The 21,105-nt window shown below is 73.3% G+C and carries 18 protein-coding genes; 5 read left to right on the top strand and 13 right to left on the bottom strand.

The window, feature by feature from the left end:
* Positions 1 to 38: 38 nt before the first annotated feature.
* On the bottom strand, positions 39 to 1,364 hold the full coding sequence (locus tag E4U91_RS21570) for a DUF6716 putative glycosyltransferase (protein WP_137308352.1): 1,326 nt from the start codon (positions 1,362 to 1,364) through the stop codon (positions 39 to 41).
* Between the two features lie 197 nt (positions 1,365 to 1,561).
* Between E4U91_RS21570 and E4U91_RS21565 the strand changes: the two genes are divergently transcribed.
* The 4 genes from E4U91_RS21565 (at position 1,562) to E4U91_RS21550 (ending at position 6,986) form a co-directional block, all read left to right on the top strand.
* Positions 1,562 to 2,545 carry a glycosyltransferase family 2 protein gene (locus E4U91_RS21565; RefSeq protein WP_137308351.1) on the top strand — a complete coding sequence of 328 codons (984 nt, stop codon included), beginning with the start codon at positions 1,562 to 1,564 and terminating at the stop codon, positions 2,543 to 2,545.
* Positions 2,545 to 3,984: a polysialyltransferase family glycosyltransferase gene (locus E4U91_RS21560; RefSeq protein WP_137308350.1), complete on the top strand. Its 1,440-nt coding sequence runs from the start codon at positions 2,545 to 2,547 to the stop codon at positions 3,982 to 3,984. Before E4U91_RS21565 ends, E4U91_RS21560 begins: the two co-directional genes overlap by 1 nt.
* Before the next feature lie 138 nt (positions 3,985 to 4,122).
* Positions 4,123 to 5,295, top strand: a complete 1,173-nt coding sequence (locus E4U91_RS21555) for an acyltransferase family protein (protein WP_174867837.1) — start codon at positions 4,123 to 4,125, stop codon at positions 5,293 to 5,295.
* Positions 5,292 to 6,986: a hypothetical protein gene (locus E4U91_RS21550; RefSeq protein ID WP_137308349.1), complete on the top strand. Its 1,695-nt coding sequence runs from the start codon at positions 5,292 to 5,294 to the stop codon at positions 6,984 to 6,986. The genes E4U91_RS21555 and E4U91_RS21550 overlap by 4 nt, the downstream gene beginning before the upstream one ends.
* A gap of 26 nt (positions 6,987 to 7,012) precedes the next feature.
* Here E4U91_RS21550 and E4U91_RS21545 read toward each other — a convergent pair whose 3' ends face one another.
* The 6 genes from E4U91_RS21545 to E4U91_RS21520 all read right to left on the bottom strand — a co-directional run bounded on the left by E4U91_RS21545 (position 7,013) and on the right by E4U91_RS21520 (position 12,967).
* Positions 7,013 to 8,281: an NAD(P)/FAD-dependent oxidoreductase gene (locus tag E4U91_RS21545; protein WP_137308348.1), complete on the bottom strand. Its 1,269-nt coding sequence runs from the start codon at positions 8,279 to 8,281 to the stop codon at positions 7,013 to 7,015.
* On the bottom strand, positions 8,278 to 8,724 hold the full coding sequence (locus tag E4U91_RS21540) for a GtrA family protein (protein ID WP_241678651.1): 447 nt from the start codon (positions 8,722 to 8,724) through the stop codon (positions 8,278 to 8,280). The genes E4U91_RS21545 and E4U91_RS21540 overlap by 4 nt, the downstream gene beginning before the upstream one ends.
* On the bottom strand, positions 8,711 to 9,784 hold the full coding sequence (locus E4U91_RS21535) for a glycosyltransferase family 2 protein (protein WP_241678650.1): 1,074 nt from the start codon (positions 9,782 to 9,784) through the stop codon (positions 8,711 to 8,713). Before E4U91_RS21535 ends, E4U91_RS21540 begins: the two co-directional genes overlap by 14 nt.
* 87 nt (positions 9,785 to 9,871) lie before the next feature.
* Positions 9,872 to 11,218 carry a polysialyltransferase family glycosyltransferase gene (locus E4U91_RS21530; protein ID WP_137308347.1) on the bottom strand — a complete coding sequence of 449 codons (1,347 nt, stop codon included), beginning with the start codon at positions 11,216 to 11,218 and terminating at the stop codon, positions 9,872 to 9,874.
* Entirely contained in the window at positions 11,215 to 12,198 is a 984-nt protein-coding gene (locus E4U91_RS21525) for a glycosyltransferase family 2 protein (protein ID WP_137308346.1), read from the bottom strand. The genes E4U91_RS21530 and E4U91_RS21525 overlap by 4 nt, the downstream gene beginning before the upstream one ends.
* A gap of 118 nt (positions 12,199 to 12,316) precedes the next feature.
* Entirely contained in the window at positions 12,317 to 12,967 is a 651-nt protein-coding gene (locus tag E4U91_RS21520; protein WP_137308345.1) for a TetR/AcrR family transcriptional regulator, read from the bottom strand.
* Between the two features lie 98 nt (positions 12,968 to 13,065).
* Here E4U91_RS21520 and E4U91_RS21515 point away from each other — a divergent pair, with 98 nt between their 5' ends.
* The gene (locus E4U91_RS21515) at positions 13,066 to 14,577 is read left to right on the top strand and encodes an FAD-dependent monooxygenase (protein ID WP_137308344.1); all 1,512 of its coding nucleotides are present in this window, start codon (positions 13,066 to 13,068) and stop codon (positions 14,575 to 14,577) included.
* Between the two features lie 25 nt (positions 14,578 to 14,602).
* Here the strand turns inward: E4U91_RS21515 and leuE are convergent, their stop codons facing one another.
* The 6 genes from leuE to E4U91_RS21485 all read right to left on the bottom strand — a co-directional run bounded on the left by leuE (position 14,603) and on the right by E4U91_RS21485 (position 21,031).
* Positions 14,603 to 15,313 (bottom strand): leucine efflux protein LeuE, encoded by a 711-nt coding sequence (leuE, locus tag E4U91_RS21510; protein WP_137308343.1) that lies wholly within the window; start codon positions 15,311 to 15,313, stop codon positions 14,603 to 14,605.
* A gap of 79 nt (positions 15,314 to 15,392) precedes the next feature.
* On the bottom strand, positions 15,393 to 16,973 hold the full coding sequence (locus tag E4U91_RS21505) for an acyl-CoA mutase large subunit family protein (RefSeq protein ID WP_137308342.1): 1,581 nt from the start codon (positions 16,971 to 16,973) through the stop codon (positions 15,393 to 15,395).
* 417 nt (positions 16,974 to 17,390) lie between these two features.
* Entirely contained in the window at positions 17,391 to 18,458 is a 1,068-nt protein-coding gene (locus E4U91_RS21500) for a hypothetical protein (RefSeq protein WP_137308341.1), read from the bottom strand.
* Positions 18,458 to 19,120 carry an RNA polymerase sigma factor gene (locus E4U91_RS21495; RefSeq protein WP_137308340.1) on the bottom strand — a complete coding sequence of 221 codons (663 nt, stop codon included), beginning with the start codon at positions 19,118 to 19,120 and terminating at the stop codon, positions 18,458 to 18,460. The genes E4U91_RS21500 and E4U91_RS21495 overlap by 1 nt, the downstream gene beginning before the upstream one ends.
* Positions 19,121 to 19,432: 312 nt before the next feature.
* A complete protein-coding gene (locus tag E4U91_RS21490; RefSeq protein WP_137308339.1) occupies positions 19,433 to 20,290 on the bottom strand; it encodes a hypothetical protein in 858 nt (285 codons plus the stop codon).
* A gap of 123 nt (positions 20,291 to 20,413) precedes the next feature.
* Positions 20,414 to 21,031 carry an RNA polymerase sigma factor gene (locus tag E4U91_RS21485; RefSeq protein ID WP_137308338.1) on the bottom strand — a complete coding sequence of 206 codons (618 nt, stop codon included), beginning with the start codon at positions 21,029 to 21,031 and terminating at the stop codon, positions 20,414 to 20,416.
* Between the last annotated feature and the right edge of the window lie 74 nt (positions 21,032 to 21,105).

The following is a 21,105-nucleotide window of genomic DNA, read 5'->3' as shown; positions in this document are numbered from 1 at the left end:
CTCCGTGGCTCCACCGCCCCGTGCGGCCGCGGCGGGGGTCACAGCTCGCCCATGCGGCGGATGACCGGGGCCACGCGCTGGACGCCGTGCCGGTAGGCGCCGCGGGCGGCGCGCCGGACGATCTGGCGGACGGGGCCGGGCTCCCGGTCGGCGGCCGGGGCGCCGGGCAGGAGGGAGCCGTCGGGGGCGAGGTGGTGGCGGGCGAGGACGCCGGGCAGGTAGCCGGGGGCGGTCTCGGGCGTGTAGTACGGCGCGAGCGGCGGCAGTCCCCCGGGCCGGCCGAGCAGCTCGGCGATGCGCTCGCGGGCCGCGTCGAAGGCCGACCCGTACCCTCCGTCGGCCGCGACGCCCTGCCGGGCCACCCACTCCTCGTCCGGCACGGGCCGGTGGCCGGCGTCGAGCTGGTCCCAGGAGGCGAGGCAGCCGGAGCCGACGAAGTGGTGGTTGCCGAGCGCCTCGCGCACCCCGAGGTCGGTCAGCACGACGGTGGGGACGCGGCGGTGCAGGGACTCCAGGGCGGCCGTGGAGCTGACCGTGACCATCAGGTCGGTGCGGTCCAGGACCTCGCCCATGTTGCCGTACACCAGGCGGAAGTTGGGCGGCAGGTCGAGGCGCTGCGCCAGCTTCTGGTAGGGCAGCTCCTCCAGGTGGGTGGTGTGCTCGCCCGGCCGGGAGCGCAGCTTCAGCAGCACCTCGCGCCCGGGGTGCAGCCGGGCGTGCCGGACCAGCCGCTCCAGCAGGTAGGTGCGGTCCCGGCGGGTTTCCGGCACGGACGGCTGGGCCGCGAACACCACGGTGTACGGCTCGTGTTCGCCGGTGTAGGGCGCGCCGCCGAGGAACGGCAGGGCCACCTCGGTCACCGACGAGGCGTCGGCGCCGACCCCTTCGTACACCTGCCGGAACCGCTCCGCGTCCTGGCGGGAGTTGGCGAGGACGAGGTCCGCGCCGTGGCGCAACAGCAGCCCGTCGGCGAGCTTTTCGTACACGACGCCGACGTAACCGGTGACGACGACGGGCCGGTCGGTGCGGTCCTCCCAGACCCGGCGCAGCCCGTGCAGCACGGCCTGCACACCGCCCCCGACGAGCGCGAGGACCAGCACGTCGTACGACTCCCGCGCCATGACGCGCAGGAACTCGGCCGCGGTGACCTCGCGCAGGGAGTCGGCGCGCACGCCCACCTCGGCCAGCTGGCGCGGGGTGGGGGTGGCGCGGCCGCGCAGCAGGAACCCGTCCACGACGGGCGCGGCGGGCGCGGCGGGGGCGGCGGGGGCGACGCGTCCGGCGGTCGACGCCCCCCATTTCCAGCGGGTGTCGGAGTCCGCGAGGACGGCGATCCGAAGGCTCTTCGTATTGCTCGGTGGCACGGTCAAGACGCTAGAAAGCGAAATCCAGCGACGTGCCAACCACAAGTCAACAGTGAGTTAACAACACATCACCTGGGGCCGAATCGGCTTGATTTCGGCCGGGAAGCAGAAGCGGGGCACTGTCCCGACACATCGAGTTCACCTGCTGTATCCCGGGCGGAAATTCCTGCCGCCCCGATGCGTCCTAGGGTTTCGCCGTGCCAAAGCTTTCCGTGATCGTGCCGTTCTACAACGTGCAGCAATACGCGCCGGACACCCTGGTGAGCCTGCGTGCGAACACGCGGGAGGACTTCGAGTTCCTTCTGGTCGACGACTGTTCGACCGATGCGACCCCGGACATCCTCGAGCGTGCGGAGCGCGAACTGCCGGGGGCCGTGCTCGTCAGACACGAGCGGAACGGGGGGCTGGCCACCGCGAGAAACACCGGCATCGACGCGGCGCGCGGCGATTATCTGACTTTCCTGGACGGGGACGACTGGCTCGCCCCCGGGTATTTCCCCCGGCTCCTCGCCGCCATCGAGGAACTGGGCTGCGACTTCGTGCGCACCGACCACGTCCAGTGCACCGGGCGGGCGCGCAGCATCCACCGGGTGCCGCTGGGCCGGCGCGGCACGGTGCTGAACCCGCGGGACGGCATCCTGCCCGCCGACCGGTCCACCTCGGTGGACTACGCCTACGCCTGGGCCGGCATCTACCACCGCCGCCTGGTCGACCGGGGGCTGCTGCACTTCACCGACGGACTGCGCACCGCCGAGGACCGGCCCTGGATCTGGAAGCTGCACCGGCAGGCGGACAGCTTCGCCGTGGTGGGGCTGCTGGGCGTCCACTACCGGCGCGGGGTGGCCTCCTCGCTCACCCAGATCGGCGACGTGCGGCAGCTGGACTTCATCCGCGCCTTCGACCAGGTGATCGAGGAGACCGCGCGCGACCCCGAGGCCGACCGGCTGCTGCCCAAGGCCGTGCGCACCTACTGCGCGATCATGACCCACCACCTCGGCACGATCGAGAGGTTCGAACCAGCGGTGGCCCGCCAGTTGCGCTCCCTGTGCGCGGCCGCCCTGCGGCGCATGCCGCAGGACGTCCTCGCCGAGGTCATGGACTCCATGGACACCGAGCGGGCGACCACGCTGCGGCGGGTGCGGCGCCGTCCCACGGCGGCCCGGTCGGCGGTGGCCGTCTGATGCCCGGCACCACCCGCATCTTCTGCGTCTCCACCCTGTTCGGCGCCGCGACCCTGGCCGCCGCCCTGGACGCCGGGCTGTTCGCGCCGACGGACCGCCGGCTGCTGCTGGTCACCAACAACGCGGCCAACCCGGAGACCACCCCGTCCGTCGACACGATGCCCGGCTTCGACCGGATCCGTGAGCGGTTCGACGACGTGCTGTCCTGGAACGCGACCATCACCCCCTTCCACCCCGGCGGCTGGGGCCCCCGCGCGGACGACGTCCCGATGTGGGAGCGGTACGTGAGGCTGCTGTGGGGCCTCGGCGACGACGAGGTCCACCTGGCCGTGGAGTCGATCCAGGTGAACCCGGCGCTGGCGCTGGCCCAGCTGTTCACCGGCGCCCCCCTCGACGTCTACGCCGACGGCCTGATGAGCTACGGCCCCACCCGCGACAAGATCGACCCGCTGGTCGGCACCCGCATCGACCGGCTGCTCCACCTGGACCTGGTGCCAGGCCTCACCCCGCTGCTGCTCACCGAGTTCGGCGTGCCGCCGGTGCTGGTGCCCTCGGAGGCGTTCCTGAAGGTGCTCGGCGAGCTGGCCGAGGCGGAGACCGGCATCCAGGCGGAGACCGGCACCCGGGCGGAGACCGGCACCGAGGCGGAGACCGGCACCCGGGCGGAGACCGCCACCACGGCCGGCGCCGGTCCCGGGGAGCGGCCCGCGCTGCTGCTCGGGCAGTACCTCTCGGCGCTCGGCATCCTCGGGGACGCCGAGGAGGAGCAGCTGCACCTGGCGATGGTGCGCGGCGCGGTCGCGCTCGGGCACCGCCGGCTGGTGTTCAAGCCGCACCCCACGGCACCGGCCCGCTGGTCGCGGCTGCTGGAGGAGGAGGCGCAGCGGCTGGGCGCCCGGCTGACGCTGCTGGAGCGGCCCGTCCTCGCGGAGGTCGCCTACCAGCGGCTGCGTCCGGCCCTCGTCGTCGGCTGCTTCTCCACCGCGCTGCTCACCGCGGCCGGTCTGTACGGCCTGCCCGTCGCCCGGGCCGGCACCGGCACCGTGCTGGCCCGGCTCGCGCCGTACCAGAACAGCAACCGGGTGCCGCTGACCATCGTCGACGCCCTGCTGCCGGACGTCGAGGACGGGGCGGCGGTCGGAGCGTGGAGCATGCCGGGCCCGGAGCGGGTGGCGGAGCTGGCCGCGCTGCTCAGGGCGGTCGGCTTCGCGATGCAGCCGAAGATCCACCCGTCCCTGCGGGGCGAGGCCGAGCGGTACCTCGCCGCGCACCTGGACCCGCACACCTGGCGCTACTTCAAGCGCCGGCGCCTGGCCGCGCTGGCCCTGCCCGGTGCCGTGCCGGCCCAGCTCGCCTTCCTCCCGCGCAACGCGGCCGTGCGCCGCATCGCCCGCCGGGCGCGGGCCCTGAAGAGGGGCGCCTCCGGCAACCGGCGCTGAGGGGGCGGAGTCGGGCCGGCCAGCCATTCATCCGATCGTCATGTTCACGCCCCCGGCGGGTCAGCCGTCCCTCATTCCTCATGCGCGGGAGGTCCCTAACGTGCACGCGTCCACCGACTCCCACGGAAGGTCCCCAGGATGAGCGCGGCTGACCAAGCCACGGCACCGGCACCCCCGCCGGCGCCGGCCCCGCGGCGGAACGCCCTCCTGCCCGAACCGGCCCCGGTCCGGCCCCGGGCGGAGGGCCGGCTGCGTGCGCTGGACGGGCTGCGGCTGCTGGCGGCGCTGATGGTGTGCTGCTACCACTACGCCGGCAAGAACGGCGAGGTCGCGCAGTCCTGGCACCAGTCGCCCAGCGAGGTGTTCCCGACCCTGTCGCAGTTCGCGACGTACGGCAGCCTCGGGGTGCAGTTCTTCTTCCTGATCAGCGGGTTCGTCATCTGCATGAGCAGCTGGGGCCGCAGCCTGGGCGACTTCTTCCGCTCGCGCGTGGCCCGGCTGTACCCGGCGTACTGGGCGGCGATCGTCGTCGTCACGGTGGCCGCGTACCTCCTGCCGGTGGTGACGAAGCCGCTGCGCTCGGACGAGCTCCTGGTGAACCTCACCATGCTCCAGCAGCCGATGGGCGTGGACCGGGTGCTGGGCGTGGACTGGACGCTGTGGGTCGAGGTCCGCTTCTACGCCCTGTTCGCACTGTGCGTGGTCTGGCGGGGCGTCACCTACCGGCGCGTGGTGGTGTTCTGCTGCCTGTGGACGCTGGCCGGGGCCTTCGCCCGGGTCGCGGACACCCCGCTGACCGACGAGCTGGTGATGCGCGACCACGCCCCCTACTTCATCGGCGGCCTCGCCCTCTACCTGATCCACCGCTACGGCAACGACCTGCTGCTGTGGGGCATCGTCGTGATGAGCTTCCTGCTCGGCCAGCGCTACTCGGTCACCGCGCTGTGGCACCCGGGGCCCCAGGGCGACTTCCACCGCGACCCGCACGTCATCCAGCTGATCGTCCTGGTCGCCTTCGCCGCCGTCGCCGCGGTGGCCGTGGGCTGGACGAGCCGGGCGAACGGCAGGTGGCTCACCGTGGCCGGCGCGTTGACGTACCCCTTCTACCTGATCCACGAGCACCTGGGCTGGTTCGCGATACGCGTCCTGCACCGGGGCCTCGGCCTGGACCCGTACGTCACGATCACCGGCAGCATCCTGAGCATGCTCGGGCTGGCCTGGCTGCTGCACAAGTGCGTGGAGAAACCGATCGGCCCGCGACTCAAGCGGGCCCTGGTCGTCCGCAGGGTCGAGGACCCCGCGCGGTCGTGACCGGCATGCCCACCCGGATACGTCCGGCCTCCCCCGCCGGCTGGACGACCACCGTCGTCACCGCGGGGCTGCTGCTCGCGACCACGCTCACCACCGGCGTGTTCCTCGACCTGCGGTACGTGCTCGCGGCCCTGCGCACCACGGGCCGGGCCGGGCTGTCCCCGTCGGAGGTGTTCGCGCACCGGCCGTTCTTCTACCGCTGGCTGATCGCCGGGCTCGACGCGCTCACCGCCGGGCCGGACGCGGTGCGCGAGGCGCTGATGCGGTGCGTCGGCCTGCTCCTGTGCGCGGGCGCCGGCCTGCTGCTGCACCGGGTCCTGCGCGCCCGGATGCCGGAGCGCGACGCGCTGCTCGTGTCGGGGCCGACCGCGCTCACCCTCGCCTTCGCTCCGGTCATCGACTACCTCCAGCCCGAGTGGTTCGCCCTCGTCTTCTCCGTGGTCGCCGTCGCCGCCGTGCTCGGGGTGCGCAGCCGGTGGCGGGCCGCCGCGCTCGCCGCCGCGCCGCTCGGTCTGGCCGTGCTGATGAAGTACTCGACGGCGGGCACTGCGGCGATGGCGCTGCTCGTGGTGTTCGCCGTGGACCGGCTGCGGGCCGTGCTGCTGGCCGCGGCCACCGCCGTCGCCACCGGCCTGCTGTTCGCGGTGAGTGCCTGGTCCGGCTCGCGCGAGGTGCAGTGGCTGCGCGACATGCCGCACATCAACGCGCACGCCTGGGGCAACGACCCCGTGGTCGCCTCCGAGGTGTTCCAGCGGACCGCGTACTACCTGGGCGACCGCACGGTGCTCACGCCGGTGCTCGCGCTGCTGCCGGGCGCCCTGCTGTTGTTCGCGCTGACCCTCGCCTCCCGGCGGCAGCGCGTGGAGGCGACGCTCGTCACCGTGCTGCTGGTGCTCTGCGGTGCGGCCGTCGTCGTCTACCAGGGCAACTGGTTCGCGTACCACGGGGAGAACCTGCCCGTGGTGGCGGCGGCCCTCACCGGCCTCGCGATCGGCCGCTGGTACGGCCGGCACGGCCGGCCCCCGCTCTGCCTGACCGCGCTGGCGCTGCTGCTGGGCGTGCTCACCCCGCTGCTGGCGACCGTCCGCCAGGACGTGGACGCGGCCGTGCTCGCCGGGTACGCCGCCGCCCTGGCCCTCGGCGCCGCGCTCGTCGACGTCCTGCTGTCCCGTGGCCCCCGCGGGGCGCGCGGCCCCCGGGTGCCCGCCGCCCTGCCCGTGCTGGCGCTGGTGGTGTGCCTGGCGGTGACCGTGTGGCCGTCCTCCGGGGTCCGGATCATTCTCGGCCGGCTCGTCACGACCAACGCCGAGCTGAAGGCGCAGGCCCGCTCGGCGAAGGACGCGGCCGAGCAGGTGGACGCCCGGCTGCCGGCCGGCGCCGAGGTGCAGTACCTGGTGTTCGGGCAGCAGGCGTACTACATCGGCCACCCGACGCGCTGCCGCTACCCGTTCCCGACGTTCCTCAACGTGCCCAAGCAGCTCACCGAGGTGCCGTCGCTGACGTCCGCCCGGGAGAACGTCCGCTGCATCACCCAGGAGCACCCGCCCGCGTACGCCGTCTACCAGCCCAGCTGGCTCTCGCTCGGCGTGATCGACCCGCGCATCGCCTCCGCCATCCGCACCACCTACCGGTGTCCCAGGCCCACCGACGGGCAGCAGTTGGTGGTGTGCACCCTGCGCCACCCGCACTGAGTCACTGAGTCACCGCGTCACTGTCCTCAGGCGGCCCCGGCGATGCGGGCCGCCTTGTGGCCCAGCTCCACCGAATAGCTCTGCCCGCGGTCCTGCGGATAGATCTGCGCCATCGTCGCCAGCGTCACCCCGTCGAGGTGGGTGCGGTGCCCGGGGATCAGCGCCTTGTACGCGGGCGTGACCACGGGCTGCGCGAAGGGCGCCCGGGAGAAGTGCCAGTCCTGGATCCAGGTCCGGTCGAACTCCGGGTTGATGCGCCGGAGCCACGGCAGGTACCGGTCCAGCAGCTCGGCCGGCTCGGTGGTGAAGCGCCAGTCGTCGCGCTCCACGTAGTTGCCGACGTAGAGGATGTGCCGCCCGCCGTACTCGGCCGGGTCGACCATCCGGGTGTGCTCGACGACGGCGAGGAACGGGAAGTCCGGCTCGTTGATGTTGAGCCAGTAGTACGGGATGGCGCTGCGGTCCAGTTCCAGGACGAAGCAGGTCGCGCCCAGGTACTGGTTGCGCCACACCGCGTCGTCGGCGGGGGCGTCGGCGGCCTTGGCGAAGGCCGGCTGCGGGGTGGTGACGATCAGGTGGTCGAAGGCGTAGGAGGCGCCGTCGGCGGTGCGCACGGTGACCGGCCCGCCCGCGTCGGGCTGCCGGATCGTGTCCACCCGCTTGCCGAACTCCACCTTGCCGCCGCGCTCTGCGATCCGGTCCCGCAGGGTGGCGTAGACGCGCTCGAACCCGCCGTCCAGGTAGCCGAGTTCGAAGGTGCGGCAATGCACGCGGGCCCACAGCCAGGCCATCGACACCTCGTCGGCGCGGTCGCCGAACTTGCCGCGCAGCAGCGGCTCCCAGACCGCCTCCGTGGCCCGCCGCCCGGCCCACTTGTTCAGCCAGCCCAGCGCCGTGCGGTCGGTGAAGCGCTCACCGTCGCGCACGACCTTCAACCAGGCCGACGACAGCCCGAAGCGGATGCCCGCGGGCAGCCCGTACAGGGGCGAGCGCAGCATCTCCAGCGGGGTGCTGAAGGGGTACGTGCGGCCGCCCCGGAACACGCCGGTCGTCGCCTTGTGGAAGCGCAGCGCACCGCCGAGGCCGAGGTCCTCGATCAGCTCGATCATCTGCCGGTCGCTGCGGAAGATGTGGTGGTAGTAGCGCTCCAGCGGCACTCCCCCGACGGTGATCGACGCGGCGAGTCCGCCGAGTTCGTCGGCGGCCTCCAGGACCGTGACGGCGTGGCCCTGCCGGACCGCGTCGTACGCGGCGGTCAGGCCGGTGGCTCCCGCGCCGATGACGCCGAGGTTCATCCGAAACTCCACTTTCTGTTGAGCGCGAACTGGAAGAGCAGGACGACGGGCAGCGAACCGGCCTTGACGAGGTTCGGGTCGATGCCGAGGCCCCGGGAGAACACCGCGAGCAGCACGAAGGTCAGCGCGATGCCGGTCAGGCCGACGGCGTAGAAGCGCAGGTAGCGCACCAGCAGGCGGTCCCGCCTGCGGAAGGTGAACAGGGCGTTCAGCACGAAGTTGTTGGTGATGCCGATGCTGGTGGACAGGACGTTGGCCCGCTGCTCGTGCCAGCCGGCGACGTCGTAGAGCAGCAGGAAGGCCGCCAGGTCGAGCAGCACGCCGCTCCCGCCGACCAGCGCGTACGTGATCAGCTGCCGCACGTCACGGGCCCGGCCCGGGGCCTCGGGGCACGCGGGGGTCGTGGTGCCGGTGCCGGCGGGCATCAGGTCATCGGTCGCCATGGCCGGTGTCGTCACCGCCCACGGAGACGGGAGCGGGGACGGACACGTGGACGGGGGCGGGCGCGGTGTCCGTCCCGTGCGCGATGACCTGCCGCACCGTGTACAGGGGCCTGCCCTGCACCTCGCTGTAGGTGCGGCCGATGTAGCTGCCCAGCACGCCGAGCGACAGCATCTGCACGCCGCCGAGGAAGAGGACGACCACCATGAGCATCGTCCAGCCCGACACCGTGATGTCCGGGCGCAGCACCTTCATGCCGAGCGCGTAGAGGATGCCGAGCAACGACAGCGCGAGCACCCCGAAGCCCAGCTTGGTGATCAGGCGCAGGGGCGCCGTGGAGAAGCCGGTCAGCCCGTCGACGGCGAGGCGCGCCATCTTCTTCAGCGGGTACTTGGTCTCCCCGGCGAACCGCTCGTCGCGGTCGAAGTGGACCTCGCTCTGCCGGAAGCCCATCGAGGCGACCATGCCGCGCACGAACCGGCTGCGCTCGCGGAAGCGCCGCAGCTCGTCGGCGGCGCGGCGGTCCATGAGCCGGAAGTCCCCGGTGTCCAGGGGGATGTCGACGTCGGTGGAGGAGCGCAGGACGCGGTAGAAGGCGTGCGCGGTGGTCCGCTTGAAGAACGTGTCCTGCCGGCTGCGCCGGCGGGCGTGCACGATCTCCGCGCCGTCGCGCCAGGCGTCGATCAGCTCCAGGCTGACCCGGGGCGGGTCCTGCAGGTCGGTGTCCATGACGACGACGGCGTCGCCGCGCGCCATGTCGATCCCGGCCGTGATGGCCATCTGGTGGCCGAAGTTGCGGGCGAAGTCCACGACCCGGACCCGCCGGTCGTTCTTCGCGATGTCCTCCAGGACGGCGAGCGTGCCGTCCGAGGAACCGTCGTTGACGTACACCAACTCGTACGCGTACTCGGGTCGTTCGCGCAGGGCCGCCACGAGTTCCTCGTGGAAGTGACGGATCCCGTCGAACTCGTTGAAGACGGGCAGCACATAGGAGACGAGCGCGGCGCCACCACGCTGGCGCGGCACGTGCACCTGTGGCGCCCGGCGGGATATGTCTGGCATCCGCCGAACCTAGGGGGACCATGTGAACGTGCCGCTAACGCGTGGTAAGCGGTGCGATGCCGTGAGTCGACGCGCCCCGCCCCGCCGTTACGCGGGGCGTGCCGTCGTCCGCAGCCGCCGTACGGCCCGGCGGACGGCCGGGTGGCGGCGCAGCGCCTCGGCGCGGACCTGGGCGCCGCCGGGCAGCCGCAGGCTCGTCAGCCGGCGGCGCTTGAAGTACCGCTGGTACTCGGTGAGGTGGGCGGCGAGCCAGAGCGCCGTCTCCTCGCGCAGGGCGTGGTGCTTGCGGGACTGCATGCAGTACCCCACGGCCCGCACCAGCGGGGTCAACTCCTCGGCGATGCCTTCGAGTTCCAGCGGGGTGCCGACCTCATCGCGCTCGGCGTCGGGCAGAGCCGCGTCGATGAGGGTGAGCGGCACCCGGTTGCTGTTCTCGTAGGGCGTGATGCGCTCCAGCAGCAGGTCGGTGCCGACGCGGGCGACGGGTATGCCGTAGAAGGCGGCGGCGGTCATCAGGGCCGTGGAGAAGCAGCCGATGACGAGCTTCGGCCGCAGGAACGCGAAGACCGTCTCGGCGAGGACCGGCTCGTTCAGCACGGTGAGCCGGACGCCGAGTTCACCGGCGGCCGTCTCCAGCGACTCGTTGTAGACGGAGGGCGCGCTCGGGTGCGGCTTGAACAGCACGTCCCGGTGCCCGGCGCGGGCGGCGGCCCGCAGCATGCGCAGGTGCAGTCCCTGTTCCTCGTCCTGGCTGATCAGGCCGATGGCGGAGAGGTACTGCCCGAGCAGCACGGCGGTGGGCGGGTGGTCGGCGGGCAGCAGCCCGGCGAGCAGACCGGCACCGGACGCGCCGAGCTGCGCGAGGACCTCGACCATCGCTTTGCTGGGCACGGCCTCGGGCTCGACGCCGTACTCGGACAGCAGCAGGGGCCGCAGTCCGGGCACCAGGTCGAGGTGCAGGACCCGCTCGATGCGGCTGCTCATGCCGTGCGGGATGCGGTTGCGGGTGGGGCCGTAGGTCATCAGGCCGTCTGCGTACACGTGCAGAGGGCTGTCGGCGAAGATGTCGGCGACCGCGCGGGAGGGGTTGGCCTGGATCGACTCGCAGGCGATCTCCACCGGTTCGTCGCCGAGGTCCCAGGCGAGGCGTACGGCCTTCTCCCACAGCGGGGCGTCCTGGGCGCGCGGCGCCCAGCCGGCCGGGTGGTGCGGGGAGATGAACTCGTTCCAGGAGCGCACCTCGTCGAACTCGGGCCGCAGCGTCTCGAAGCCCGGCATCCGGTCCAGCGGCGTGCTGACCTCCGGGACGGCGGCGACGTTGCTGACCACCAGGATGCGGCGGACGCCCTCACGGGGGCCGAACTGCCCGGCGCGGATCGCGGCGGTCACCGTCGCCGCCGCGTACTGGGTCGCCGAGAAGAACATCTGGATCATGCCGCCACTCCCTTCAGGCCACCGCGCACCCGGCGCAGCAGGTGTACGCGTTCCTCGCCCATCCCCACGACGGCCTTCCCCAGCTCGTCCTCGCTCATCGCGCGCAGCGCCTCGGCGGCCCGGCGCTTGAGCTCCGCGGCCACCCCGCGCTCGAACCGCCCCCGGTCCAGCAGCTGGTGGGCGATCACGACGCAGTAGTTGCGCAGCGCCTTCGTGCGCAGCCGGCCGGCCTCGGGGTCGTCGGCGAGTTCGGCGAGGACCAGGTCGAAGGAGCGGAAGAAGTCCAGCTGGCGCACGTCGCCGATCTGGGTGAGCGAACTGGCCACGCCCCGGCGGTAGAAGACCCCGCGCAGGCTGGCGACCACGTAGGACTCCGCCCTGCGGTGCAGGCCCCAGATCCACGGGCGGTCCTCGGCGGTGCGCAGCCCGTCGTGGAAGCGCAGCAGCCCCTTGTCCAGCAGGCGGCGGTGGTAGACGCCGGCCCAGGCGTAGGGGTAGTCGACCATGGTGGTGTCGTCGACCGGCAGGATCGAGGTGCGCGGGTCCAGCGGGGTGTGGCGGCGGCCCTCGGGAGCGCGGTGGACGGCCCGTTCGACGCCGGTGACCTGGACGTGGTCGGTGCGCACGAAGTCCACGTCGAACCGTTGGGCGACGTCGACGAGGCGGGCCAGGTAGCCAGGCGCCAGCCAGTCGTCGCCGTCGAGGAACGTGAGGTAGCGGCCCTCGGACGCGTCGATGCCGGTATTGCGGGCCGTGGCGAGTCCGCCGTTGTGCTCGTGCCGGATCACCCTGCTGCGCGGCAGCCGTTCCGTCAGGGCGAGCAGCGCCTCGTAGGTCCGGTCCTTGGTGGACCGGTCCTCGACGAAGACGAACTCGAAGTCGTCCCGTGCGTTGTTGACGAGGCTGGTCACCGTTTCGGAGACGTACGCCTCGATGTTGTAGCAGGGGACGACGACGGACAGGGTCGGTGTGTTGGCCACGGGTGCGCACCTGGATTCTGAGCGGGGAGTCAAGTGACTCTAAGAAAGTAAGATCAGCACCTTCATGTCCCGTCGACGACAGCCGGGTGAACTCGCTGTGACATCCGCGTCGGCGCCGTCAGGCGTGGCCGTACCGTGCCGCGATCCCGCTGATCACCAGCTCCAGGCCCTCCTCGAAGTGCCGGTCGTAGTCGGCGAAGATCTCCGGGCCGGCCGCCGCCGACAGCGGGAAGTCGGCCAGCAGCCGGGCGCGCTCCTCGACGTCGTAGCCCTCGCGGCGCTCGCCGGGCAGGGGCCGTACGCCCTGTTCCTCGATGACGAAGCCGACGGTGTACGCGTACGCCGTCGAGGAGGCCCGGACCGCCTCGGCGAGGGTGAAGCCGGCCGCCGTGAAGACGCGCAGGGTCACCTCCATCTGCACGGCGTGATCGGTGCCGGTGAAGCGTGAGCCGCTGAAGACCCGGGCCCCGTCCCGGTGGGCGAGCAGGGCCGAGCGCAGCCCGTGGTGGGTGGCGCGCAGCCGCTCCTGCCAGGTGCCGCCCGGCGCGGGACCGACGTCGGCGACCATCCGGCGGTACATCGCGGTCGCCATCTCGTCGAGCAGTGCCTGCTTGTCCTTGAAGTGCCAGTACAGCGCGGGCGCCTTGACGTCGAGCTCACGGGCGATGGCGCGCAGGGTGAGGCCGTCGAGGCCGACCTCGTTCAGCAGCGCCAGGGCGGTGTCGGCGACGCGGGCGCGGTCCAGGGGGGCTCGGCGTTCGGTGCTCACCCGGCCAAATTAACACCGTTAAGCGGCGGGCTTGACTCCTTAACGACGTTAAGGGCAGGCTGGTCGACGACGAAACTTAACAACGTTAAGGAGCAGGCATGGGCACAGGAGAGACCCGCACGGACGTCGTGATCGTCGGCGCGGGGCCCACCGGCCTCGCGCTCGGCATCGACCTGGCGCGGCGCGGGGTGGACGCGCTGGTGGTGGAGCGGGGCGGGCAGCTCGCCCCGGGCTCGCGCGGCAAGGGCTTCCAGCCCCGCACGATGGAGGTCTTCGAGGACCTCGGCGTGCTGGACGCGATCCTGGCGGCCGGGGGCACCTACCCGGTGGGCATGGTCTGGCGGGACGGCCGGCAGCTGGGCGAGCACCGGATGTTCGACCCGGCCGAGGACGGCGAGCCGCACTCCCGCTTCACCGTCCCCTGGATGGTGCCGCAGTGGCGGACCACGAGGATCCTGCACGCGCGGCTGACGGAACTGGGCGGCCGGGTGGCCTTCGGCCGCGAGGCGGTGGGCGTCGACCAGGACACCGACGGCGTGACCGTCCGCTTCGCCTCCGGAGCGCCGGTGCGCGCCCGGTACGCGGTCGCGGCCGACGGGGGCCGCTCGGTGCTGCGCCGGGCGCTGGGCATCGGCATGACCGGGGAGACAGTGGACCCGGACCCGATCCTGGTGGCGGACGTGCGCGTCGAGGGGCTGGACCGGGGGTTCTGGCACCTCTTCCCGCCGGGCGAGGCGGGCAGGGCGAGCGAGGCGCGTGAGACCGGCGGCTCCGGTGACCCCGGTGGCCCCGGTGAGTCCGACGGGAGCGGTGGGCGCCGCGGCTTCCTGGCGATCTGCCCACTGGCCGGCACGGAGGACTTCCAGCTGGTGGCGCAGTTCCCCGGCGCGGACGGGCCCGACACCTCCCTGGAGGGCATCCGCAAGGTCGTCGGCGAACGCACCCACCTGGCCCCCGAGTCGGTGACGGGGGTCGGCTGGTCCTCCGACTTCCGCCCGCGCGCGGCCCTCGCGGACCGCTTCCGCGCCGGCCGCGTGTTCCTCGCCGGCGACGCGGCCCACGTCCACTCCCCCGCGGGCGGACAGGGCCTCAACACCAGCGTGCAGGACGCCTACAACCTCGGCTGGAAGCTGGCCGCCGTGCTGACCGGGGCGGCGCCCGAGGCCCTGCTCGACACCTACGAGGAGGAGCGCCGCCCGATCGCCGCGCACATCCTGGCCCTGTCCACGGCGATCCACCGCGACCAGGCGCGGCGCGGCGCGGCTACCCGTCAACTGGGCCTCGGCTACCGGGAGTCGTCGCTGGCCGTGGCGGACCGCGAGATCCCGGGCGGGGTGCGGGCGGGCGACCGCGCGCCCGACGTGCAGGTCGACGGCGCACGCCTGCACGCGTCGCTGGCGGGCCCGCGGTGGACGCTCCTCGCGATGGGCACGCGGGCCCCGCGGACGCCGGAGGGCGTACGGGTGCTGTCCTGCCCGCCGGTGGAGCCGTTCGGCACAGGCCTGTACCTGGTCAGGCCGGACGGCTACGTGGGCTGGACGGGCACGGACCCGGAGGGCCTGGCGGCGTACGCGGCCCGGGTGGGGGCCGGAGCGGGCGCGGGAACATGACGAACGACCGCCGGGGACGGGGGCGTCAGGCGCTGGCCAGCGTCAGCTTCACCGCGAAGCCCAGGAACAGCGCGCCCGCCGCGCTCGTGGCCCCCGCGGCCAGCCGCCGGCGCCGCCGGAACGCCGCCGCGAGCCGGGTGCCGCTGAAGATCAGGGCACTGAGGTACAGGAAGCTGGCGACCTGGGCGAAGGCCCCGAGGACGACGAAGGACAGCGCCGGGTAGGCGTAGGCCGGGTCGACGAACTGGACGAAGAAGGCGACGAAGAACAGGATCGCCTTGGGGTTGAACAGGCTGACGACGAGGGCGCGCCGGTAGGGCCGTTCCTCAGCGACGGCGGGCGCACCGGCACCCGCACCAGCGCCAACACCAGCACCAGCACCAGCACCCGCCGACGGCCCGGCCAGGTCCCCGGCCGCGTCCCGCTCGCGCCGGGAGCGCCACATCCCCCACGCGGCCCGCATCATCCCGACCGCGAGCCACGTCAGGTAGCCGGCGCCGGCGTACTTCACGATGCCGAACAGCAGGGCGTTGGCCTGGAGCAGCGAGGCGACGCCCGCGGCGGACAGGGTCATCAGCACGGCGTCCCCGCACCAGACGCCGGCCGCCGCCGTGTACCCGGCCCGTACGCCCTTGCGGGCGGCGACGGACAGCACGTAGAGCGAGTTGGGGCCTGGCAGCAGGACGATCAGGACGAGTCCTGCCAGGTAGGTGGGGAGGTCGATGACGCCGAACATGGCAGGAGTGTCGCACGCGGGTGCGGCACTCCTCACCGTGGTTTCGCTCACCCGTCGGACGGCGTCCCCCGGGCGCGTCCTAGAACGCGTCCGTGGGCACGTACGTCCCCCACACGTCCCGCAGCGCGTTGCACACCTCGCCGACCGTCGCGCGGGCCCTGAGCGCGTCCTTCATCGGGTACAGGACGTTGTCCTCGCCCTCCGCGGCCTTCCTCAGCGCCGCGAGCGCCGAGTCCACCGCCGACTGGTCCCGCTCCGCGCGGAGCCGGGCGAGGCGCTCGGCCTGCTGGGCCTCGATGGCGGGGTCCACGCGCAGCGGCTCGTAGGGCTCCTCCTCGTCGAGCTGGAAGCGGTTGACGCCGACCACGACGCGCTCGCCGGCGTCGGTCTCCTGGGCGATGCGGTAGGCGTTGCGCTCGATCTCGTTCTTCTGGAAGCCGTGCTCGATGGCGGTGACCGCGCCGCCCAGGTCCTCGACCTTGCGCATCAGCTCCCGCGCGGCCGATTCGACCTCGTCGGTCATCTTCTCGATGACGTACGACCCGGCGAACGGGTCCACGGTGGCGGTCACGTCGGTCTCGTACGCGAGGACCTGCTGCGTACGCAGCGCCAGGCGGGCGGACTTGTCGGTCGGGAGCGCGATCGCCTCGTCGAAGGAGTTGGTGTGCAGGGACTGGGTGCCGCCGAGCACGGCCGCGAGGCCCTGGACGGCGACGCGCACCAGGTTCACCTCGGGCTGCTGCGCGGTGAGCTGCACACCGGCCGTCTGCGTGTGGAAGCGCAGCATCAGGGACTTCGGGTTCTTCGCCCCGAACTCCTCCTTCATCACCCGCGCCCAGATCCGGCGGGCGGCACGGAACTTGGCGACCTCCTCCAGGATCGTCGTACGGGCGACGAAGAAGAAGGACAGCCGGGGCGCGAAGTCGTCGACGTCCATGCCGGCCGCGACCGCCGTGCGGACGTACTCGATGCCGTCCGCGAGCGTGAAGGCGATCTCCTGCGCGGGGGACGCGCCGGCCTCGGCCATGTGGTAGCCGGAGATCGAGATGGTGTTCCACTTCGGGATCTCGGCCCGGCAGTACTTGAAGATGTCGGCGATCAGGCGCAGCGACGGCTTGGGCGGGAAGATGTACGTCCCGCGCGCGATGTACTCCTTCAGCACGTCGTTCTGGATGGTGCCCGTGAGCTGGTCGGCGCCGACGCCCTGCTCCTCGGCGACGAGTTGGTAGAGCAGCAGCAGGAGGGCGGCCGGGGCGTTGATCGTCATCGACGTGGACACCTTGTCCAGCGGGATCCCGCCGAACAGCACCCGCATGTCGTCGATGGAGTCGATGGCGACGCCGACCTTGCCGACCTCACCCGAGGCGATCGGGGCGTCGGAGTCGTGGCCCATCTGGGTGGGCAGGTCGAAGGCGACCGACAGGCCCATCGTGCCGTTGGCGATCAGCTGCTTGTAGCGGGCGTTGGACTCCGACGCCGTGCCGAAACCGGCGTACTGGCGCATCGTCCACGGCCGGCCCGTGTACATCGACGGGTACACACCGCGCGTGAACGGGTACGACCCCGGCTCGCCGAGCTTCTCGGCGGGGTCCCAGTCGGCCAGGGCGTCGGGTCCGTAGACCGGTTCGATGGGCAGTCCGGACTCGGACTCGCGTGCCATGCTCTGCCTCCGCGCTCTCATGGTTACTCGCCGGTACGGCCGACTCCTCGCCACGGACTGTAGCGGCGGCCGTGCGCCCTATGGAGTGGCCCACGCTGGGACCTTCCTCACAACGATGCCGTGTCGTACGCGACGCGTCATCCGAGGAGCGCGTCCTAGGGGTACGGGCGACCGGAAGTGGGGTGGGGAGGGGCGGCGACGGGGGGGGTGCCGCGAGGCGGAGTGGGGCGCGGGCGGGACCGGGGGAACGTGCCCCGCCCGCGCCAGGTGCACGAGCCGTGGGTACGGGGGGAACCCCGGCTCCGTGCGACGGCCGATGACCAGTCGGCTCACTAGTAACTGCGTGGCGGGGCCGGAAAATGTCACACCCCGGGCGGATAATTTTCGGGGAGGGGGATCGTCGCAGGTCAGAGGGGGTCAGGAGGCGTGGGCGGAGTGACTTCCGGGGGTGGGGGCGGCGTTGCGGTCCTGCCCCTGGCCGCCGTGATCATGGCCTTGGCCCTGGCCTCGGGGGGTGCCGTCGTTGCCCTGGCCCGTGCCGCCGCTGTTGGCGTTGCTCCCGCCGGCGTTCCCGTTGCCCTTGCTGCCGTTCCCGTTCCCGTTCCCGTTGTTGCCCTGGCCCGTGCCGCCGCTGTCGGCCTTGTTCCCGCCGGCGTTCCCGTTGCCGCTGTTGCCATTGCCATTGCCGTTCCCGTTGCCCTGGGTCTTGCCCTTGCCGGAGCCGCCCTTCTGCTCCTCGAGGAGGTCGGTGCAGTAGGCGGTGATGCGGGACGGGCCGCCGGCGCGGTTCTCCAGGGTGTGGCGCAGGACGGGGTTCAGGGTCCTGCCCTGACGGACCGCGCGGCAGGCGGCGGCGACCTCGGGCGGGGTGCCGTGCGCGGAACCGGGCTCGGCGGGACCGGTCGTGGTGCCGCCCTCCGAGCCGTCGACGGTGGCGGAGTCCCCCGCGCGGGGTGAGGGAGTGGGGTCGGGGTGGTCGCCGGGTCCGGGAGTGGCGGAGACCGAGGTGGCGGGCTCCGGACCGGTCCCGCCGAAGGGCTCGGGGAGCACACCGGTGCCGGCCGCTACGGCGACCCCGCCGACGGTACCGACGATCAGCGCGGCGGCCAGTCCCAAGCGGACGGAGTGCCGGCGGCGGGAGGAACGGGCGGTGCCCCGCTGCCCGGGACGGCCGATGCGGACCAGGCCGCTCCCGGTACCGGCGGGCTCCTCGCGGGCGGCGCGGAAGGCGGCGAGGGCGGCGGCCTCGCCGGGGAGTTCACCGGAACGGTCACCGAGGGCGGAAGCGGGGGCCGGGGCAGAGGCGGAGGCGGGGGCTGGCTCCGCCGCAGCGGACCCGGTGAGGGAGGCGGACAGGGCGTCGAGGGTGCGGGAGAGCCGTTCGGCCTGCTCACGGGCGGCCGGGGGGACGGTGTCGTCCGGTGACTCGCCGCGCAGCAGGCGTTCGGCCGCCTCGCCGTCCAGCCACCTGTACTCGTCGGCCATCACATGTCCTTCTGCGTCCGCGGGCACGCGTGCGTCACACCGGCGGAGGTCACCGCGCCCGAGGGCGGTCGTCGCTGGAGCGGCAGGGCGTCGAGCACCCCGGCCGTCTCCGGGTCGTCGCCGATCAGCTCGGCGAGCCTCTTCAGCCCGCGGTGGGCGGCGGTGCGGACGGCGCCGGGCCGCTTGCCGAGGGTCTCGGCGGCGGTCTTGGCGTCGAGGCCGACGACGACGCGCAGCACGACGGCCTCGGCCTGGTCCTGGGGCAGCTTGGCTATGAGGGAGAGCGTACGGCCGGTGGCGAGCGCCTCGATGGCCTCGCCCGCGGTGTCGGACGCGGCCGGCCGACCGGTCAGTTCGCTCTCGTCACCGCCGATGGCGGGGCGGCGGCCGCGCATGCGGATGTGGTCCAGGGCGCGGTTGCGGGCGATCCTGGCGGCCCAGCCGCGGAAGCGGTCGGCGTCGCCGCTGAAGCGCTGGAGGTCGCGGGCGATCTGGAGCCAGGCCTCGGAGGCGACGTCCTCGGCGTCGAGTTCGCCGACCAGGGTGCGGACGTAGCCGAGGAGCCGAGGGTGCACGGCGCGGTACACGGCACGGAACGCCGTCTCGTCCCCGCCCTGCGCCGCAAGCACCGCGGCTGTCAGCTCCGCGTCGTCCCCCAGCACCCTGTTCCTCGGTCGATGGTCGCGGTGGTCCGGCCGCCCCGCACTCGGCGCGAAAGGCACGTTACGGCGTGAAACCGCAGCGCGTCCATGTACGTCCAACATGCAACTATCTCGTGACACGGACGATGCGGACCGGGGTGTGACACAAAACGCCCGCCCGGCGCTGTAGGGAGTACGGACCGCGGCGCGGTCCGTGCCGCGCGACGGCCGGGGCCTCTCCTGTGGGGGGTGGCGGCCCCGGCCGTCGCCTCGGTACGGCCCCTCGCCCGCACCGGACACCCGACGCCCCCGGCGAGGTGTGCCGGGCCAGGGTCACGGACCCTTGCCGCCGCCGGTCTTCCCGCCGCTGGACTGTCCCTCGGACTGTCCGTTGCCCTGTCCGCCGTCCTGTCCCTTGCCCTGGGTGCCCTGGCTGCCGTTCGTGGCCGCGGCCCCCGGGGAAGCGTCGGCGCCGTTGTCCCCGGCCTTCGCGTGGGCCGTGCCCGGGGTGGCGGTGTTGCCCCGGGCCGTCCTGCCCGGCGGGGAGGCGGTCGCGGTGACGTGGGCGCAGTACGCGGTGACCCGGTCCTCGCCGCCCGCCGCCGCGACCAGCCGCTGCCAGGCGGTGGCCGTCATGGCCTTGCCGCCTTCACCGCCGGTCTTCTCGTACGCGCGGCACCGGGCCGCGGTCTCCTTCGCGGTGGCCGGGCGGGCCGGGAGCACCGGGGCGGAGGCCGGGCCGGCGGGCTCCGCGGTGGGGTGTCCGCCGGACGCGGCGGCCGACGCGGACGGGCGGGCCGTGGGGCGGGCGCCGGAGATGTCGTCGCCGGAGGAGCCGACCGTGCCGATGGCCGCGACGGCGACCCCGCCCAGGGTGAGGCTCGCGACGGCCACGGTCAGCGTGGCCCTGAGCGAACGTGCGGTGCGCCGCTGCCCCTGCTGCCGCCAGTCGTCGCGGCGGCGGGTGCGGGCACGGTGGGCGCCGGCGTCCCGGGCGGCGCGGAAGGCGGCCACGGCCCGCTGCTCGCCGTCGCCGGCCGGCCCGGTCCCGGGGCCGCGCAGGACGAGGGCCAGGAGTTCCTCCAGCCCGGCCCGGTCCCCGGTACCGGGCGTGCCGGACGCGGTGGCGCCAGGGTGCACGCACCGTCGGCGGCCGTCCGCGGCCCCGCGGTCGTCCTGCCGTTCACCCATGTCCGTTTCCGTCCCTGTCCGGTTGGTCACCGCTCACGGGACCCGGGGCCCCGCGGACGCGGGAGGCCGCCGCCCCCGGAGCGCGCGGGTCCCCCACTTCATACGGTCCGGCGCCGTCGCCGTTCATTTCGACTCACCCAGCGTCCGGGGAGCGTCATCCGTCACACCCTCCACGCCGAGCTGCCGGGCGAGCCGCTTCAGCCCTCGGTGGGCCGCGGTGCGGACGGCACCGGGCCGCTTGCCGAGCACCCGCGCGGCCGAGGGCCCGTCGAGCCCGATCACCACCCGCAGCAGCACGGCCTCGGCCTGGTCCCGGGGCAGCCCCCTGACCAGGGCCAGGGCCCGCTCGGTCGACAGGCTCTCCAGCACCTCGTCGTGCGTGCTGCGCGGCCCGGGCAGGTCGAGCACGTCCTGCTCCAGCGCGGCCGACCGGGGCCGTACCCGCATCCGGCGCAGGTGGTCGAGCGCGCGGTGCCGGGCGATCGTGGCGGTCCACCCCCGGAACCCGGCCCCGTCGCCCTGGAACCGCCCGAGGTCGCGGGCGATCTCCAGCCAGGCGTCGGAGGCGACGTCCTCGGCGTCGTCCCCCACGATCCCGCGCAGGTAGCCGAGCAGTCCCGGCTGCACGATCCGGTACGCCACCGCGAACGCGGCCTCGTCGCCGCCCTGGGCCCGCGCGACCGCCGCGCCCAGTTCCCCGTCGTACGCGTGCGCGCGCCGGGGTTCCCCTCCCTGGCCCAAGACTGTCCTCGTTCGTACGGAGTTCGTGGCGGGCGCGTGGTCCTCGTGCCGCACCGACGGTCCGGTCACCGCCA

Source organism: Streptomyces lasalocidi (assembly GCF_005280215.1).
In the GTDB taxonomy this organism is placed as follows: Bacteria; Actinomycetota; Actinomycetes; order Streptomycetales; family Streptomycetaceae; genus Streptomyces; species Streptomyces longwoodensis.
The sequence above is the reverse complement of the archived record's forward strand: the minus strand, read 5'-3'. Positions and strand labels throughout refer to the sequence as shown.

What these genes read in the sequence shown, in the direction of transcription:
- E4U91_RS21545 (WP_137308348.1), bottom strand. Translation starts at nt 8,281, where the DNA reads ATGAACCTCGGCGTCATCGGCGCGGGAGCCACCGGCCTGACCGCCGCG.
- E4U91_RS21505 (WP_137308342.1), bottom strand. Translation starts at nt 16,973, where the DNA reads ATGGCACGCGAGTCCGAGTCCGGACTGCCCATCGAACCGGTCTACGGA.
- E4U91_RS21555 (WP_174867837.1), top strand. Translation starts at nt 4,123, where the DNA reads ATGAGCGCGGCTGACCAAGCCACGGCACCGGCACCCCCGCCGGCGCCG.
- E4U91_RS21560 (WP_137308350.1), top strand. Translation starts at nt 2,545, where the DNA reads ATGCCCGGCACCACCCGCATCTTCTGCGTCTCCACCCTGTTCGGCGCC.
- E4U91_RS21535 (WP_241678650.1), bottom strand. Translation starts at nt 9,784, where the DNA reads ATGCCAGACATATCCCGCCGGGCGCCACAGGTGCACGTGCCGCGCCAG.
- E4U91_RS21540 (WP_241678651.1), bottom strand. Translation starts at nt 8,724, where the DNA reads ATGGCGACCGATGACCTGATGCCCGCCGGCACCGGCACCACGACCCCC.
- E4U91_RS21490 (WP_137308339.1), bottom strand. Translation starts at nt 20,290, where the DNA reads ATGGGTGAACGGCAGGACGACCGCGGGGCCGCGGACGGCCGCCGACGG.
- E4U91_RS21530 (WP_137308347.1), bottom strand. Translation starts at nt 11,218, where the DNA reads ATGATCCAGATGTTCTTCTCGGCGACCCAGTACGCGGCGGCGACGGTG.
- leuE (WP_137308343.1), bottom strand. Translation starts at nt 15,313, where the DNA reads ATGTTCGGCGTCATCGACCTCCCCACCTACCTGGCAGGACTCGTCCTG.
- E4U91_RS21515 (WP_137308344.1), top strand. Translation starts at nt 13,066, where the DNA reads ATGGGCACAGGAGAGACCCGCACGGACGTCGTGATCGTCGGCGCGGGG.
- E4U91_RS21500 (WP_137308341.1), bottom strand. Translation starts at nt 18,458, where the DNA reads ATGGCCGACGAGTACAGGTGGCTGGACGGCGAGGCGGCCGAACGCCTG.